The sequence below is a fragment of the Acidisoma sp. PAMC 29798 genome, assembly GCF_030252425.1.
Classification (GTDB): domain Bacteria; phylum Pseudomonadota; class Alphaproteobacteria; order Acetobacterales; family Acetobacteraceae; genus Acidisoma; species Acidisoma cladoniae.
On record NZ_CP126998.1, the window covers coordinates 1 to 13,289 of the forward strand.

General features: G+C 57.7%; 20 protein-coding genes and 1 tRNA gene. 10 read left to right on the forward strand and 11 right to left on the reverse strand.

All coding sequences use genetic code 11. From position 1 onward, the window contains the following. Positions 1 to 234 precede the first annotated feature (234 nt). On the forward strand, positions 235 to 516 hold the full coding sequence (locus QP803_RS23835) for a hypothetical protein (protein ID WP_284948331.1): 282 nt from the start codon (positions 235 to 237) through the stop codon (positions 514 to 516). A 146-nt stretch (positions 517 to 662) separates the two neighbouring features. Here QP803_RS23835 and QP803_RS23840 read toward each other — a convergent pair whose 3' ends face one another. The 4 genes from QP803_RS23840 to QP803_RS23855 form a co-directional block, all read right to left on the reverse strand. Beyond that, the gene (locus QP803_RS23840) at positions 663 to 872 is read right to left on the reverse strand and encodes a hypothetical protein (RefSeq protein ID WP_284948332.1); all 210 of its coding nucleotides are present in this window, start codon (positions 870 to 872) and stop codon (positions 663 to 665) included. Between the two features lie 59 nt (positions 873 to 931). Beyond that, positions 932 to 1,180: a hypothetical protein gene (locus QP803_RS23845; protein WP_284948333.1), complete on the reverse strand. Its 249-nt coding sequence runs from the start codon at positions 1,178 to 1,180 to the stop codon at positions 932 to 934. Positions 1,181 to 1,211: 31 nt separating this feature from the next. After that, positions 1,212 to 1,318, reverse strand: a tRNA-OTHER gene (locus QP803_RS23850). Positions 1,319 to 1,326: 8 nt separating this feature from the next. Further along, entirely contained in the window at positions 1,327 to 1,635 is a 309-nt protein-coding gene (locus QP803_RS23855; protein WP_284948334.1) for a hypothetical protein, read from the reverse strand. Positions 1,636 to 1,780: 145 nt separating this feature from the next. Between QP803_RS23855 and QP803_RS23860 the strand changes: the two genes are divergently transcribed. The 3 genes from QP803_RS23860 (at position 1,781) to QP803_RS23870 (ending at position 3,281) form a co-directional block, all read left to right on the forward strand. Further along, entirely contained in the window at positions 1,781 to 2,356 is a 576-nt protein-coding gene (locus QP803_RS23860; protein ID WP_284948335.1) for a recombinase family protein, read from the forward strand. A gap of 29 nt (positions 2,357 to 2,385) precedes the next feature. Further along, on the forward strand, positions 2,386 to 2,652 hold the full coding sequence (locus tag QP803_RS23865; RefSeq protein WP_284948336.1) for a hypothetical protein: 267 nt from the start codon (positions 2,386 to 2,388) through the stop codon (positions 2,650 to 2,652). Between the two features lie 191 nt (positions 2,653 to 2,843). After that, a complete protein-coding gene (locus QP803_RS23870; RefSeq protein WP_284948337.1) occupies positions 2,844 to 3,281 on the forward strand; it encodes a type II toxin-antitoxin system PemK/MazF family toxin in 438 nt (145 codons plus the stop codon). 110 nt (positions 3,282 to 3,391) lie between these two features. On the opposite strand, the gene QP803_RS23875 is transcribed toward QP803_RS23870, so the two are convergent. From QP803_RS23875 to QP803_RS23885, 3 genes are all read right to left on the reverse strand, one after another. After that, complete coding sequence (locus tag QP803_RS23875; protein ID WP_284948338.1) at positions 3,392 to 3,598, reverse strand: DUF2188 domain-containing protein; 207 nt, start codon at positions 3,596 to 3,598, stop codon at positions 3,392 to 3,394. A gap of 181 nt (positions 3,599 to 3,779) precedes the next feature. Continuing rightward, complete coding sequence (locus QP803_RS23880) at positions 3,780 to 4,037, reverse strand: hypothetical protein (RefSeq protein WP_284948339.1); 258 nt, start codon at positions 4,035 to 4,037, stop codon at positions 3,780 to 3,782. After that, on the reverse strand, positions 4,034 to 4,594 hold the full coding sequence (locus tag QP803_RS23885; RefSeq protein ID WP_284948340.1) for a hypothetical protein: 561 nt from the start codon (positions 4,592 to 4,594) through the stop codon (positions 4,034 to 4,036). The genes QP803_RS23880 and QP803_RS23885 overlap by 4 nt, the downstream gene beginning before the upstream one ends. A gap of 581 nt (positions 4,595 to 5,175) precedes the next feature. Between QP803_RS23885 and parA the strand changes: the two genes are divergently transcribed. Then, the gene (parA, locus tag QP803_RS23890) at positions 5,176 to 5,805 is read left to right on the forward strand and encodes a ParA family partition ATPase (protein ID WP_284948341.1); all 630 of its coding nucleotides are present in this window, start codon (positions 5,176 to 5,178) and stop codon (positions 5,803 to 5,805) included. A 109-nt stretch (positions 5,806 to 5,914) separates the two neighbouring features. Then, positions 5,915 to 6,073: a plasmid partition protein ParG gene (locus QP803_RS24155; protein WP_350356124.1), complete on the forward strand. Its 159-nt coding sequence runs from the start codon at positions 5,915 to 5,917 to the stop codon at positions 6,071 to 6,073. A 202-nt stretch (positions 6,074 to 6,275) separates the two neighbouring features. On the opposite strand, the gene QP803_RS23895 is transcribed toward QP803_RS24155, so the two are convergent. After that, a complete protein-coding gene (locus QP803_RS23895; protein ID WP_284948342.1) occupies positions 6,276 to 7,985 on the reverse strand; it encodes a type IV secretory system conjugative DNA transfer family protein in 1,710 nt (569 codons plus the stop codon). Between the two features lie 412 nt (positions 7,986 to 8,397). Here QP803_RS23895 and QP803_RS23900 point away from each other — a divergent pair, with 412 nt between their 5' ends. Genes QP803_RS23900 through QP803_RS23910 form a run of 3 tightly spaced genes read left to right on the forward strand, consistent with a single transcriptional unit; the run spans position 8,398 to position 11,014 of the window. Continuing rightward, on the forward strand, positions 8,398 to 8,649 hold the full coding sequence (locus tag QP803_RS23900; protein ID WP_284948324.1) for a mobilization protein: 252 nt from the start codon (positions 8,398 to 8,400) through the stop codon (positions 8,647 to 8,649). Then, complete coding sequence (mobQ, locus tag QP803_RS23905) at positions 8,631 to 10,754, forward strand: MobQ family relaxase (RefSeq protein WP_284948325.1); 2,124 nt, start codon at positions 8,631 to 8,633, stop codon at positions 10,752 to 10,754. The genes QP803_RS23900 and mobQ overlap by 19 nt, the downstream gene beginning before the upstream one ends. Positions 10,755 to 10,765: 11 nt before the next feature. Continuing rightward, positions 10,766 to 11,014: a hypothetical protein gene (locus tag QP803_RS23910; protein ID WP_284948326.1), complete on the forward strand. Its 249-nt coding sequence runs from the start codon at positions 10,766 to 10,768 to the stop codon at positions 11,012 to 11,014. A gap of 42 nt (positions 11,015 to 11,056) precedes the next feature. On the opposite strand, the gene QP803_RS23915 is transcribed toward QP803_RS23910, so the two are convergent. The 3 genes from QP803_RS23915 to QP803_RS23925 are packed head-to-tail and all read right to left on the reverse strand — an operon-like array spanning position 11,057 to position 12,027. After that, complete coding sequence (locus QP803_RS23915) at positions 11,057 to 11,596, reverse strand: GIY-YIG nuclease family protein (RefSeq protein ID WP_284948327.1); 540 nt, start codon at positions 11,594 to 11,596, stop codon at positions 11,057 to 11,059. Between the two features lie 9 nt (positions 11,597 to 11,605). Next, positions 11,606 to 11,827 (reverse strand): hypothetical protein, encoded by a 222-nt coding sequence (locus tag QP803_RS23920; RefSeq protein ID WP_284948328.1) that lies wholly within the window; start codon positions 11,825 to 11,827, stop codon positions 11,606 to 11,608. 44 nt (positions 11,828 to 11,871) lie between these two features. After that, positions 11,872 to 12,027 (reverse strand): hypothetical protein, encoded by a 156-nt coding sequence (locus QP803_RS23925; protein ID WP_284948329.1) that lies wholly within the window; start codon positions 12,025 to 12,027, stop codon positions 11,872 to 11,874. Positions 12,028 to 12,110: 83 nt separating this feature from the next. Between QP803_RS23925 and QP803_RS23930 the strand changes: the two genes are divergently transcribed. Next, positions 12,111 to 13,258, forward strand: a protein-coding gene (locus QP803_RS23930) for an IS3 family transposase (protein ID WP_284948330.1) whose coding sequence is annotated in 2 segments (ribosomal slippage) — positions 12,111 to 12,369 and positions 12,369 to 13,258 — 1,149 coding nt in all. Because the reading frame shifts where the segments join, the coding sequence is not laid out codon by codon here. Positions 13,259 to 13,289 lie beyond the last annotated feature (31 nt).

The window sequence follows — 13,289 nt, forward strand, 5'->3', positions numbered from 1 at the left end:
TACTTCATCACCAGGGGTCATCTTCTGGCGTTCACTCCATGTTGTCAGGAGCAACTCGCGCGTAGTGAACAGGCGTTCAGTGGGGCGGGTAGAAGAAGCGGCCTTCGGGGTTCTGGTGCGTTCAGTCATCCCTCCAATCTATGATTGTTACGATAACGTTTCAAGAATCCTTTTTCTAGCTGCCTGGATGGAGTGGCGATAGCTTCGCCGCCCTGGACGCAATGGGGGGCTGCGATGGTCGACCAGACGGCGCGATTGATGGAAGACGCTGCGAACGAGGTGCACCAGTGGCGCAACCTCTATTTTACGCGAGGCGGGCGGACGTATTGGAGCTGGTGGATATTCGACACAGAGGCGGAATGTCGGAATGCCTCGCGCGGCTGGTTCAGAGAGGTTGCAGGCTACATCGCGCGTGATCTGGCCTACGGCGAGGATTTTGTAGACCTCTGGAATTCCACCGACCTCGTGCCGTTTAAAGATTTCCGGTTCGCGGTGCCGATGCCCTGGGACGGTTGAGACGGTCGAACAGTTTCACCGAGGGGGAGCAGGGCCACGGCCACATGATCCAGAAGCCAACGCGGATCGTTTTCGAGCGCCAGAGCTGGATCGGTTTCGACGAGGGCGGGTTGTTGGGGTCGTGGCCTATAGAGCGTCGCCCTGGGTCATATGCTGAAGGGACTCACGAACGTCTGGCCAATGGCATTCGCGCGCGTGAAGGCGACTTGTCTGAGGCGGGCAGCCTTGAGAGCGAAACGTTGGTCACCCCTCGCTATGGCCCGCTTCATAGCGGCGTCGGCGCGCTCCTCAATTTCAACGGCGCGGCGAAAGCTGTTTATCTGTTTACCAAGCGGCATCTTACCAAGCATCGGCATGGTCTAGTCCTTTGCTGTGTGGAACCGGCCCAGGTGGCCCGATTTACCCATAACGTCCATTATATCGTGAGCTGCTTAAGTAGCGTCTCGACGGCTTGGCCACTGATTTCGAGCAATCCAACTTGATCCTCTACGGCAGCGCCAATCACCGCAACGGACGCCGCCGTTTTATGGTTGATCTTCGAAGGGGCTGGGCGAATGATGTTGCCCGTTGACGCAGAGATAACAATTTTGACTGTCCCATTGGTGACTTCAACCATAACAAGGCCATTAACATCCGTAGCATTTTTAATGTACCAACCGGACATATGTTTTTCTCCCATTAACAGCCTATTGAATTGGGCACGGCGGCGGGACTTGAACCCGCGTCCTTCCCTGCCGATACTGGAGTTGCACACTACCAGTGATCTAGAAAGCAAGGTGCTCTTCCGCTGAGCTACGCCGCGAACTGTGGTTAATCTTCGACCGGTAGACCGAGGAACGCGCGTACAATTCCGGCCTTTTCAGGGTTTTCCTTCTCAACCAGCTTGACCACGGCCTTATTCAGGGCGGGGTCGAGAATTACCCACGTCGGCAGCCCGCGACTTTGCGGATTCCCTAGGGGGCTGTCCTGATTGCCATTCCATCGAAATCCTATGCGCCGTCGCCTCTCCCACATGCCGATGGAATACGCAGGCTCGCCTTCCCCCCTGTCGAGGATGACATCGACCAGGCGCCACATGGTTTTTGGAGAGATAACATCGCCGGGGTCAATATAAGGCATTATAACGGCGTCCTGATTGGTTCCAATACGCATACGTATGATGGTTGTAGAAAAGTTTGTCAAGATTTTCTATGAGCCATAATTCAAGACTTTTGGGCGTTTCCAGTAGACACGGGATTCCAATGGGTTACGATGCCCGTAAGATATGACCGAAACACAGCAGCCCCGGCGCATTGGATACGCCCGCGTCAGCACCTACGGACAAACGCTCGACGCACAGCTTGAGCAGCTCGACGCTGACGGCTGCGCGAAGGTCTTCCGCGAGACTGCCAGCGGTGCCCAGGCCGACCGGCGAGAGCTAAACCGAATGCTGAAGGCTCTTTCCCCTGGTGACATGGTGACGGTGACGCGGATCGACCGGCTGGCACGTTCGACGTTCGACCTATTCGCCATCGTGAAGCGCATTACCGATGCCAAGGCGCAATTCCGGTCACTAGCCGAGCCGTGGGCCGATACTGCGACCAGCACCGGGCGGCTGATGATTGCCGTGCTCGGTGGGCTGGCTGATGTCGAGCGTGATCTGATACGCACCCGCACGGCAGAAGGCAGGAGCCGCGCCAAAGAACGCGGGCAGCACATGGGCCGCCCTTCGAAGATGACCCCTCAGCAGGCAGCAGAGGCCCGCCAGAGGCGGCAGGACGGGGCAACGCTCAAGGAGCTGGCGGAAAGCTACAATGTCGGCAGGGCGACGATTTCGAGGCTGATAGCGGGAAGCTTCTAATTACCTAAGCAACTGAGAGAGACACGCTCATGGCTCAAATTGAAGAGCTCAAAATTGGGACAGCAGTCCTTTATCGCGACATCCTAGGCGAAGTTACTGCGGGGAAAATAGTCGGGCGTAGATTCAATGGGGGCGTGGAGGGAGATGTAGACCCGGATGGTTATCCGTATTCACCCGGCGAGGAGCCTGACCGAGTAAAAGTGGCCTTTTTGACAAAAGGAGTTCCACCGGAAGACATTAGCGTTTCTTGTTCACCCGATCAGATCGAGGTCAATTTGAACCCAACGTTCCGCTAAAGACCTGATGCCATAACGTCCATTATGCGATCTTTCCGACAGTCTTTTCAGAGTAATCCAGCAGTCCCCAGAGGCGATTCAGACCGCCGCAGCACTTTGACTTGGCCAGGGCTAGTATTCAACCCCTGCCGGCGGACAGCCAGGTGCACGCGATTACTTGCTAAAACCGTTGCAAACGGGTTCCCTTCGGCATGACCGATGCTACCGAATCGCCGCCGCCGAAAAGCCCGCAACCTGAGACACAACCGCCCCGCGTTAAGCCTCGGATCATCGCCGCCCCGAAGCTCGGGCAAATCTATTGGTGCGACTTCCCGCGCGACGCGCATTTGCCGGAGATGTGGAAGACCCGACCCGTGGTGGTGATGTCCTACAAAAATTCCCTGCACGGCCCTTGCCTGGTGGTGCCCCTCTCGACCGAACCACAAGGTAACAGCCCCTGGGCCTGGGAACTCTCATCTTCCTTAGACGGGCAACGCAGCTGGGTTGTGTGCAATCACCTGTACACGGTCGCGCCAAGCCGTTTTTCTCAGATCAGGGGGAAGATACCCAGCATCCCAAAAGCTGACTTCAACGAGGTGCTCAAACGGGTGCAGGAATGGCTTCCCCGCCCCTTTGATCTTGACAAATAAGGCCATTTGTCCTAATTATAGGTCATCGCGGCCCTGAGAGATTAGGTGACCGTTGCCCGAAAGGGAGTCAATTGCCAGGGGAGCCGTAAGGCTCCCCTTGGTTTTTAGCCCTACGGCTTCCGCCACTGATCTCGGCCACCAACCTTCGTGTTGCGCACGCGCTCCACTAAGATTTGCGCATTTGGATCAAGCTGTTCCGCGCGATCAATGGCCTTCCCCTGCGTAGGGGCTACAGCGCTTGCCCTCTTCGAATCTGGCTTCCTGACGGCGAAATCACCCCCCGGTCGCTGCTCGATAAATAACTTGTCCTTGGTCATGCTAGAACTCCGTTCGTGAAAATTCCTGCGTGGATCGACATCTAGAACAAAATCGACTAAATTACTACTAGATGTGGTTTATTCGGCCAAGAAGATAGATCATCGGCAAACCTTTTTGTAGCACCTCGTTTGGCTGGGGCGACTATTAGGCTCTTGCAGGCAGCCAGCCCGGCATGGGCGATTACTTTGATGCACGCCAGCTTTCGACAGCGGCCATCATTGCCGCTGCGGCTCCTATTACCGACACCACGACCAAAATTACCGTCCCGAATCGTTCCCACCAAATGCGGCGCCGTATTATGTTGCGAAGGTGGTTGCGTTGGATGTCACCGTTGCCGAGCCGGACAAGCATACCTTTGGCTTTCGCCTGATCATGATAAATCGCGCGAAGCTCTTCCGTGCTGAACAGCGAAACGTCATCACGCAAAGGCTGTTTCATTGGTTATCCGATTCCGGCAGCAGCGAAAGCTGACCTTGATCGCGAGAGCCCTTGAGGTGGTAGGCTTTAACAAAGGCCAGTCGATTGCCGTTGAACATGAAGCGAATATTGACGAAGAAAGTGCCGTCATAAGGCGTGTTATAGAGAAAGCCCTTTTCCAGCAGCTCCCGCATCCCTTTGTAGTAGATTGTTTTCGACTTCCCGGCAGTCAGGAACGACAACTCTATTTTGTCAGTTCCGGGTTTGTCTCTTAGAGCATTGTAGACCATTTCAAACATCACAAGCCCAGGCTTAGAGAGTTCGGCAGCTTGCTTAACGCCACTTAGAAACAGCTTTACAAAGCGTTCCTTGTCTACTTCCTCCCATTCATAGGCTACGGCGGTGCCGCGTCCCAGGACTTCTCCACTACCGTCATCGAGGACAACAAGCCCACGGTTTTCCTCACCGAGCTGACGGCGACGGGGGCTTTTGATCTCGCTTTCCGAAGGAATACTAGGGTTTGCGGTGTACACCGGCATTCCCCGCCGCTCGGCAATTATGATGGAGTCGCTTCTCATTTTTTAAGCCCGAATCGGAGAACACATTCTGCATATAGTGAGACTGTATTCTTCAGATAGCAACCTAAATCGGAGAATACAGTTTCCGTTTCGGAGAATGGGGTCTCCATTTCGGTGACAGTCAACTCAAGCTTTGCAAGGGGTTGCAGGCAGTTCCCTTCTTAGAGTCATAAAAGGCTTCGCAGTTATCCATGCCCTGGCCGACGCGCCCATAGGTGAGGCTGGCTAGGCCAGGGGGTGGGTAACTGTGCCTGCAAGAAGCCAAACCGGCGTCAGGACGCCAGTGGCTACGGTGCTCGTCAGGGTCAAAGGGTGGCTCCTCGCCATGCTCGCTTTTCGCAAAGCCGAAAAGCTGTGCGTGGCTGTGGTGCCGCTTCGCGCCTTTGACCCTTCCTGCGCTCCGTGCGGTTCTGAAGGTGTCGGGACGAAGGGCGTCCCGCCTGATAATCGCCACCCCTGCGGGGCGTCGAACAAAGGGCGATGGTTGAACAGGCAAGCAATCGACGCGCGAGGTTGCTCATTTACTCATTTGATGTTATGATATTATAACCATTTACTCAAATGATGGAAAGAGGCTTTGAATGATCATCGCAGTGGTGAACCAGAAGGGAGGGGCGGGAAAGACGACCTTAGCGCTGAACCTTGCAGCAGCCAGTGCAGCCCAGGGCAAGCGCGTGTTGTTAATCGACGCCGATCCGCAGCAGACGGCGCAGGATTGGGCAGCAATTCGGACGGAGCCACCGCCTTTCCAGGTGATCGGACTGACTAAGCCGGTTTTGCATCGAGACTTGCCCGCGATGGCGGCTGACTACGACATGACGATCATCGATGGAGCGCCTAGGAGCTACGAGGCAACGCGAAGCGCAATCGGGGCGGCGGATGTGGTGTTGATTCCGGTGCAGCCGTCAGGGGCGGATTTTTGGGCAAGCCGAGAAACGGTCAACCTTGTGCGGGCGGCTGGTGAAGCGAAGGGCGGGCAGCGGGCAGCGTTCATAGTGTCGCGCAAAATAGGCCGGTCGGTTCTGTCCCGAGAAATCAACGAAGCCCTGGCCGAGTTCGGATTGCCGATCCTGGCAGCAGGGACAACGCAGCGCGTGATTTATGCCGAGGCAATGACTGCCGGGGAAACCGTGATTGAGCAGCAGCCTGACGGACTGGCAGCAGCAGAAATCAGGGCGATACTCACAGAGCTTGAAGGAATGAAGGAATGAAGGAATGAGTAAAAAGCCAGCTTTCACAATGCCGAAGGATCGGTCGGAGGCGTTGCAGCGATTTGTTGACGGAGACGAAGCAGCGGCAGCGGTTAGACTTCCTTCCAGGATGCCCGCAGGTGGCCCAGGAGCAAAGCAAACTCGGTTGAACGTCGATCTACCCCCGGAGCTGCACAGGCGGTTCAAAACGGCTTGTGCGGCCGAAGGCGTGAAGATGGCCGAGGTGGTTACGCAGCTCATTCAGGGATGGACGGCCGATAAGCATTGACCAGTGCAGCGGCACCAGCTCGACGGAGGCGCTGACGTGGCTGTTCAGGCGGTAGCTACTTCGCTGATTGGTCCCACACTTGGAGGGTCGCCTTCCTAAGCACCACTGAACCAAGCCACAGCCCGCAGATCAGGTGTAAGATCGAGCGTCGAGCGTTCGGCAGAGTGTTGCCACTCGGCAGGGCGGGATTTGCGAAACAAGGTCATTTGGCGTCTCTCAGCATGGCCGCATAGCGGGCGCGTTCATCCATGGCAGCGGTTTCAACGGCGCGGCGTTTCTCGGCCTGGGTGGCTTCCTCACGGGCAGCAGCGGCACGAGCAGCGGCGGCCCTTTGAGATTTCCACCAGCCTGAAAGTTTGCCAGCGGCCTCTTTCCCCAGCTCCGCAACGCGCTCAACATTGACCGGAGGCAGAGAAGCTTTAACGGGAGCGGCAGGGGTTGGGCGTTTTACGGTGGATTTTTCAGTAGTAGTACGTCTAACAAACAATGGGTTAGGTCGATAAAGTCCTCGGAAACGTGCATCGGAAAAATAATTGATTTTTCGGAGATGATAAACGTAACCACCTGCAAAAATGCAGACACTTTCCTGTGCAGGTAGTTGCGTTATTTGGTCAGGCCTCATTATCATCTCTAAACCAGCAGATTTTTGATGAATATAGCCATAGTGCTTATGTTTTATATTCTGGCGGACATATGACGTATCAAGCATCTGTCCGTGTTCTGTCCAATGCTCAGTCACTACTTCTTTTTGACCGATAAGATTTGAAAAATATTGTGAGGTAGTATTGTCGTTCACCTTTAAAAGCTGAATTAGTTCACTGTTTGCAATGAATGTTTCCCAGCTATTAGGATAGTCGTGCTGCAATTGTTTGAGGTCTTGCAGGAAGGCCCAGATACGAATCCCCATGCCAGCCATAAGGCCGAATGCTTGTTCTACCATGCGAAGGCCCCCGCCTGGGTTGATGGTTCCCATTTCGTCGAGGATGAAAAGAACAGGTGGAGAGGGCGGGATTCTAGCGCGGGTAATTGCACGGATAGCGAGTGTGATAATCAGTCGTAGCCAACGGCCATAAGTCGCAAGCCGATCCACCGGCAGCACGAGGAACACAGATACGCGGGAGGTCGCCAGCGATGAAAAGTTAAATGCGTTGGAATCGGTCTCCATGCTGTCCAGCAGCCGAAGGGACTCAAAGGGAAAGGTTTGCGTGTCGGCGGTGGAACGGATCGAGCTGACTTCCTTAGTTCCAGAAGCGAAGCGCCGGAGGTTGCGGCCTGCGAAGCTGTTAGGGTTCCGGTCGTGTAGGATTTTAATAGCGGCAGTCAGCTCCGCGTCGGTTGAAGTGAGCAACTTGCGAACCTGACGGAAGGAAGCTTGGCCGGGCGGAGCGTTCTCGATAACGGCAGCGATCAGACCAGCGACAAGGGCGCGGGCGGATTCACTCCAGTGGGGATCGTTTCCGCTGGAAATAATGACGGCTTCAGCAAGCATCATCACATCTTCAGCGAAATCGGGGGATTTTGGATCGATGACAGAGAGAGGATTAAAGCGGGTCGTGATTTCCTTTTGGCCGACGAGAGACCCATAGCGTCGGTTCACTTCGTCGAATGGATCGAGGATAACGACACGTTGCCCGAGCTGGCGGCGACGTTCGGCTGTAATCCATGCGTTTTCACCTTTCGGGTCAATCGTCAGGGTTGAGCCGTTATATTGGCAGAGTGCCCCTATAATCTGGAGACCTTTGCCACACCGAGTCATCCCAAACGAGAGCGCATGACCACCCTTTTCTGGAACCCACCACAAACCATTGTTAGAGGGTTGAGCAAGATTGCCGCCGACAAGCACCCCATTAATGCCTTTTGGGTGGAAAAAATGGGAAACGTCGTCTTCTGTGCCTTGGTAGAGTGTGGCCATCGGTTCGTCTCCGAGGATTGAACCGCAGGAGCGTTTAAACCCCTGCGGCCCATGCTTTCACCACGGAGGCCGTCCCCGGCATGTGGCAGAAGATGCTACCGTAAGTTATCCACAGGATACCAGTAAAAACGCGACACGAAACCGATGCTTTCCCGAAAATCCTACAGGGAAGTTTGAAACCGCGAATGAGGTTTCAACGGTGCAGAGCGAAGCGGCGCACCGCCTAAAAATACCGAGCGAAGCGAGACCCTTTTAACTGGACGACAACCCTAAATCTTTGTAGGCGAGAAAGAAGGGTGAACTACACAAGCTCTCTGCAAGAGCGCACTTAAGTGTCCCTGCGGGACACGGCGCGGTTTTCGCCTACGGCAAAAACACCCCTGCCATCCGGCAGGGTAGGGAAGGGTTCGCAGTGGCACCAGAACGCAAATCGATAGAGCAGCAGCTTGCCCAGGCCCGTGCCAAGGTGCAGCAGCTTGAAGCCCGCGCCGCATCTCGCAAGCGCAAGACCGACGACCGGCGAAAAATCCTCATCGGTGTGACGGTCATTGCTGCCATGGAGAAGGATGACGAGTTGCGTGAGAAGGTGCGCGGGTTGCTCGATGCTCATTTGACGAAACCGCTTGACCGGGAAGTGGTGGCGGAATGGCTTCCGCGCACCTGAACCGAACGTTCGTAAAACGCAGCCAGGGCGAGAGCGCGACAGGCAAAGCGGCATACAATGCCCGCGACCGTATTTATGACGAGCGAACCGGCGACGTTCACGACTACACCCGGCACCGGTCGAAGTGCATTTTCGAGGGGCTTTATGTTCCGAAGGATGCGCCGGAATGGGCTGCGGATCGTAGCGAGCTTTGGAACCGTGCCGAGGCCGCCGAAGTGCGTAAGGACGCGCAAGTAGGGCAGTCGTTTGATGGTGCGTTGCCGCATGAGCTGACCGACGAGCAAAACCGATGGCTATTGCAAGACTTTGTGCGGGAGAATTTCACGCGGAAAGGCTTGGCGGCAGATGTGTCGATTCACGCCCCTTCAAAGGGTATGGATGACCGCAACGTTCATGCCCATATTTTGGTTTCCGAGCGGGTGCTAGGCCCGGACGGTTTCGCCAAGAGCAAGCCCCAGAAGTCGCGGGCCGATGTGACGGCAGAGACGAAGGCCTTTCGCAAGTCATGGGAAACGCTCGTCAACCGGCACCTTGAGCGTCACGGCCACGAAGCCCGGATAGACATGGGCCGCACCAGGGACGGCGACAGCCTCCACATGGGAAAGGCTGCGAAGGGGATGGAGGCACGCGGGGTTCAGACCGACCGCGGGGACATCCAGCGCGAGGCCGACCAGCTTACCCAGGCACGGGCCGAGGTTGCCGAGCTGGAATCCCTGCAACGGGACGCATTCCGCCGCCAGGATCGAGAGCGTGCGGGCGTCATGTGGGATGGGGAATATACCTCAACCCTTGACGGCATCCGGCAGCGGGAGGCTGCAGAAAAAAACAACAGCAGCGATGCCCAGGCGAAGCGGGCGCTCGACGATTTGGCGGCGGTCGATCCTCTCGGGACAGCGCGGCACTTCGGCCACCACAGGGGCGACCAGCTTAAGACGCCCGAGGAAATGCGCCGCGACATGGCCGCGCGGATGCGTGCGTTTGACGAGCCGGAACAGGCGGCGGGTCGTGAGAGAGATTCGCGCGAGAATCCAGCGCACGGAAACCCCGCGCAGGATCCCACTGCGGCAAAATCAGAACGAGGCTGGACAGCCCAAGGCGGCGGCTGGGACGGTCTCACCCCCGAACATCAAGCCCAGGCGCGGCAGAGCTGGGAAGCCTGGACGGAGAAGCGCACCGCATCCGGCAAGGGCTTCGGTTTGTCGGATTACGTAGACTATGTGCAGGAGCGTGAGGCCGCGAAGATGGCCCGGGCAGGTGCCAAGCCTGAAAGCCAGGCGCACCAGGTTAAACAACCGGCACCGACTGACGACCTGGAACGTCCCACCCGTGAACGCACGACGAAGGACAGCCAGGCGAAGCGCCCTGATCCAGCTGACGAGCGGGCGGCGTGGGCGGCGACGTTGCGCGGCTTTGCCGAAGAAGGCCCTCAGAAAGTCACCAGAGGCCCCGAGCCGGTTACGGCTGGGGAAGACCCGGCCAATGTGCGAGAACGCACCTACGAGCGGGAAAGGGCGCGTCCTGGGGCATCCTATCTGCAAGCCGCCTTATCTGCCGCACGGGAACGGCTGAACAGCTTGGGCGCACGGCTGGAAGCGACTCTTACCCACATACAGGTTCGTCTGCGCGACCGAGAGGCAGCGACGACGGTGCGGCTTGGTGGACATGCTTCCACGTCGCCTTCACCACGTCACACGCGGGAAAACACCAGCAGCCGCGAGAACAATCGCACGATGGCCGAGGAACTGCGCCAAGCAGGCAAAGAGGCGGCGCGGCAAGAGCGTGTTGTGCCGGACGAGGAACAAGTTCGCAAACTGGAACGGCAGATCGAGGCGGCAAAGATGCGGGGCGACAAAGAAGCCTTGCGCGGTCTTGGCAAGGAGCATTTTCGGCAAACCGGGACAGGTGGCAAGTCTGTAGAGGCGGGGCCGGAATCCCCCAAAAAGGACTTCATGGATGAGCTTATGGAACAGGCTCGTAAAGCAGTCGCGGAAAACGAGGCGCGAGAAATCGGACGGCGGCATGAGTCGGAAGGCAATGAGGTTGAACGCATCCGCGAGCTGATACGTCAGGAGCGGCAGGCGAGGCGACCGCACGAACCGAGCTAGAAGGACTCTCGATGACCGACACAGCGAAGGCTAATCGGGACTTTGCCGACGAGCTACTAGCCCAGGCACGCGAACAACTAGCGCGAGAGGCGTCTGCACGGGTGCGGCCTGACGAAGAACGGGAACGCGTGATTCGACAGCAGATCGAGACAACCAAGCAACGCGGCAGGGATAACCCCCTGCTCGAAAACAAGGAACGCCTTCGGGAGCTAGGCCGAGAGCACTACCGCCGCACCGGCAGCAATGGCGGGGCGACCTAATACTAGATGTCGTGTGCCGGCAGCGCCGATCGCGCACAACATCTAGTGTAATCGTTCTAGCATCAACAGGGAGCGAGCAATCGGCAGCGGCATCCACGCCGGCGCGTTGGGCTTGGCGATCGACACCAAACTGGCAGCGATCGACAGGGCGACCAGGATCGGAATCCAGTTAGTGCCACGGCGGCGCCACGGCGTGCCATAGCGCCCCCGACTGGACGGCCCGAAGGATAGACGCCGCATCCAGGCAGACAGACCCCATGGTCGCGCATAAGCGGCAGCGGCGACACGGATCACGCGGACGGCTTCGCGTGGCGTGACCTCGAACAGCTCCGACCTTGGCACGCGCCGATCCGACAGCATCCGATGTGCGGCCTGCTCGACCGCAAACCAGTCAGCGACGGCGAGGCGGCGAGCGATGACGAAGGGCGCGGCCGTACCGTATTCGCTCACCAACTCGCGGGCGCGGTGCGTTGCCGTTCGAGATGTGCCGCCGATCTTCACGCAACCCGGCAAGCCTGGGTTCGTCAGGACGTAGACCCATCCCGGCACCTGCGGCGGTGACAGCATCGAGGGCGGCGGCAAGGTGGATGCTCACAGCTTGGGAATGAGGATGTCAGCTGGTAAGCCGTAGTCCCTGGGATCGGGCGCGGTGCTGCACTTCCCAGCCTCATACTTGCGAACCTCAGCTCTGAGCGCGCGGCGCGGGGCGGTCTGGTCTGCCCATTTGATCCAACGTTGCGCCGCATCCACCATGGCAGCGGTGGGCGTCATGTTCATCTTGCCAGCCGCCACCATAAATTCGGCTTCCAGCATGGGCGGCAGCTTAGGCTTGCCATCAGCGGGCGGACGATAGGCCATCAAACAGTGAGCACCGGCTTGCGGTGAGGCTTGATGGTAGGAACGTCGATTACCGCTTCAGGATCAGCAATTCCGGCGGCACGCTCCGCAAAGGCAGTCGCGGCGAGCACGTTAAAATCGCGGCGGCTGTTGTGAAGATCGAGGCGAAGCATCATTTTTGCGAAATCAAACGATACTGAGCTGCTGCCGGTTTGGTGGACACCGAGATTAAGGTGTTTCGCGAGATTGGAGGATGCAAATGACGCGACGACAGTTCAGCCGGGAGTTCAAGCTGGAGGCGGTCCGGCTAGTTAATGAACGTGGGATTTCATTGGTGCAGGCCAGCCGGGACCTGGATGTGGGCGAAAGCATTCTGCGACGATGGATCAAGGAGGTTACCTCGGATCCTGGGCAGGCATTTCCGGGCCAGGGCCAGCTCAAGCCGGATCAGCAGGAGATAGATCGTCTGCGGCGTGAGGTCGCAAAGCTCAAGGCGGAGCGCGATATCCTAAAAAAAGCCGCGGCCTACTTCGCGAGGGAGTCGATATGAAATTCGGCTTCGTGGCGAAGCATCGAGGGATTTGGCCGGTGCGGTGGCTTTGCGAGGCGCTCGGTGTCTCACGCAGTGGATTCCACGCCTGGCTCACCCGATCGCCCAGCGCTCGGGCACGCAGCGACGAAATTCTCGGCGCGCACGTCAAGGCCAGCTTCGTCGGCAGCGACCGGACCTATGGCGCCCGGCGCGTCTGGCATGACGTCCTGGCCGAGGGTGACGTGTGTGGCTTGCACCGCATTGAGCGGCTCATGCGCGAGCAAGCCTTACGGGCCCGACCGCGCCGCAGAGGCCTGCCATCCGACAAGGGCGAGCGGAACGAGGCGGCTGCCAACGTGCTGGACCGCCAATTCGTAGCTACAGCACCGAACCAGAAGTGGATCGCCGACTTCACCTATCTTTGGACGGCAGAAGGTTGGCTCTACGTGGCTGCCGTCATTGACCTTTTCTCGCGTCGTGTCGTGGGCTGGTCGATGAGCGTCACAATGACAGCTCAGTTTGTGGCCGACGCGTTAATGATGGCGATCTGGCGCCGCGGCAAACCAGATGCGTTGCTGCATCATTCGGACCAGGGAAGCCAGTACAGCAGTGAACAGTTCCAGAAGCTCTTGGCAGATCATAACGTTAGTTGCAGCATGAGTCGGTCAGGGAATGTCTGGGACAATGCGGCAATGGAGAGCTTCTTCTCCTCGCTGAAAACTGAGCGAACAGCCCGCAAGGTATATCGCACGAGGGACCAGGCTCGAGCCGACGTATTCGACTACATCGAACGGTTCTATAATTTACGCCGACGCCACTCGACCATCGGCTATCTCAGCCCTATGGAATTCGAGCGGAACAAAGCGTCAGGCTAAGGTGCGTGTCCACTAAACCGGCAGCAGCTCA

What these genes read in the sequence shown, in the direction of transcription:
- QP803_RS23885 (WP_284948340.1), bottom strand. Translation starts at nt 4,594, where the DNA reads ATGAGAAGCGACTCCATCATAATTGCCGAGCGGCGGGGAATGCCGGTG.
- QP803_RS23870 (WP_284948337.1), top strand. Translation starts at nt 2,844, where the DNA reads ATGACCGATGCTACCGAATCGCCGCCGCCGAAAAGCCCGCAACCTGAG.
- QP803_RS23835 (WP_284948331.1), top strand. Translation starts at nt 235, where the DNA reads ATGGTCGACCAGACGGCGCGATTGATGGAAGACGCTGCGAACGAGGTG.
- QP803_RS23925 (WP_284948329.1), bottom strand. Translation starts at nt 12,027, where the DNA reads ATGATGCTTCGCCTCGATCTTCACAACAGCCGCCGCGATTTTAACGTG.
- QP803_RS24155 (WP_350356124.1), top strand. Translation starts at nt 5,915, where the DNA reads ATGCCCGCAGGTGGCCCAGGAGCAAAGCAAACTCGGTTGAACGTCGAT.
- mobQ (WP_284948325.1), top strand. Translation starts at nt 8,631, where the DNA reads ATGGCTTCCGCGCACCTGAACCGAACGTTCGTAAAACGCAGCCAGGGC.
- QP803_RS23910 (WP_284948326.1), top strand. Translation starts at nt 10,766, where the DNA reads ATGACCGACACAGCGAAGGCTAATCGGGACTTTGCCGACGAGCTACTA.
- QP803_RS23865 (WP_284948336.1), top strand. Translation starts at nt 2,386, where the DNA reads ATGGCTCAAATTGAAGAGCTCAAAATTGGGACAGCAGTCCTTTATCGC.
- QP803_RS23880 (WP_284948339.1), bottom strand. Translation starts at nt 4,037, where the DNA reads ATGAAACAGCCTTTGCGTGATGACGTTTCGCTGTTCAGCACGGAAGAG.
- QP803_RS23855 (WP_284948334.1), bottom strand. Translation starts at nt 1,635, where the DNA reads ATGCCTTATATTGACCCCGGCGATGTTATCTCTCCAAAAACCATGTGG.
- QP803_RS23840 (WP_284948332.1), bottom strand. Translation starts at nt 872, where the DNA reads ATGCCGATGCTTGGTAAGATGCCGCTTGGTAAACAGATAAACAGCTTT.
- parA (WP_284948341.1), top strand. Translation starts at nt 5,176, where the DNA reads ATGATCATCGCAGTGGTGAACCAGAAGGGAGGGGCGGGAAAGACGACC.
- QP803_RS23920 (WP_284948328.1), bottom strand. Translation starts at nt 11,827, where the DNA reads ATGCTGGAAGCCGAATTTATGGTGGCGGCTGGCAAGATGAACATGACG.
- QP803_RS23860 (WP_284948335.1), top strand. Translation starts at nt 1,781, where the DNA reads ATGACCGAAACACAGCAGCCCCGGCGCATTGGATACGCCCGCGTCAGC.
- QP803_RS23895 (WP_284948342.1), bottom strand. Translation starts at nt 7,985, where the DNA reads ATGGCCACACTCTACCAAGGCACAGAAGACGACGTTTCCCATTTTTTC.
- QP803_RS23875 (WP_284948338.1), bottom strand. Translation starts at nt 3,598, where the DNA reads ATGACCAAGGACAAGTTATTTATCGAGCAGCGACCGGGGGGTGATTTC.
- QP803_RS23845 (WP_284948333.1), bottom strand. Translation starts at nt 1,180, where the DNA reads ATGTCCGGTTGGTACATTAAAAATGCTACGGATGTTAATGGCCTTGTT.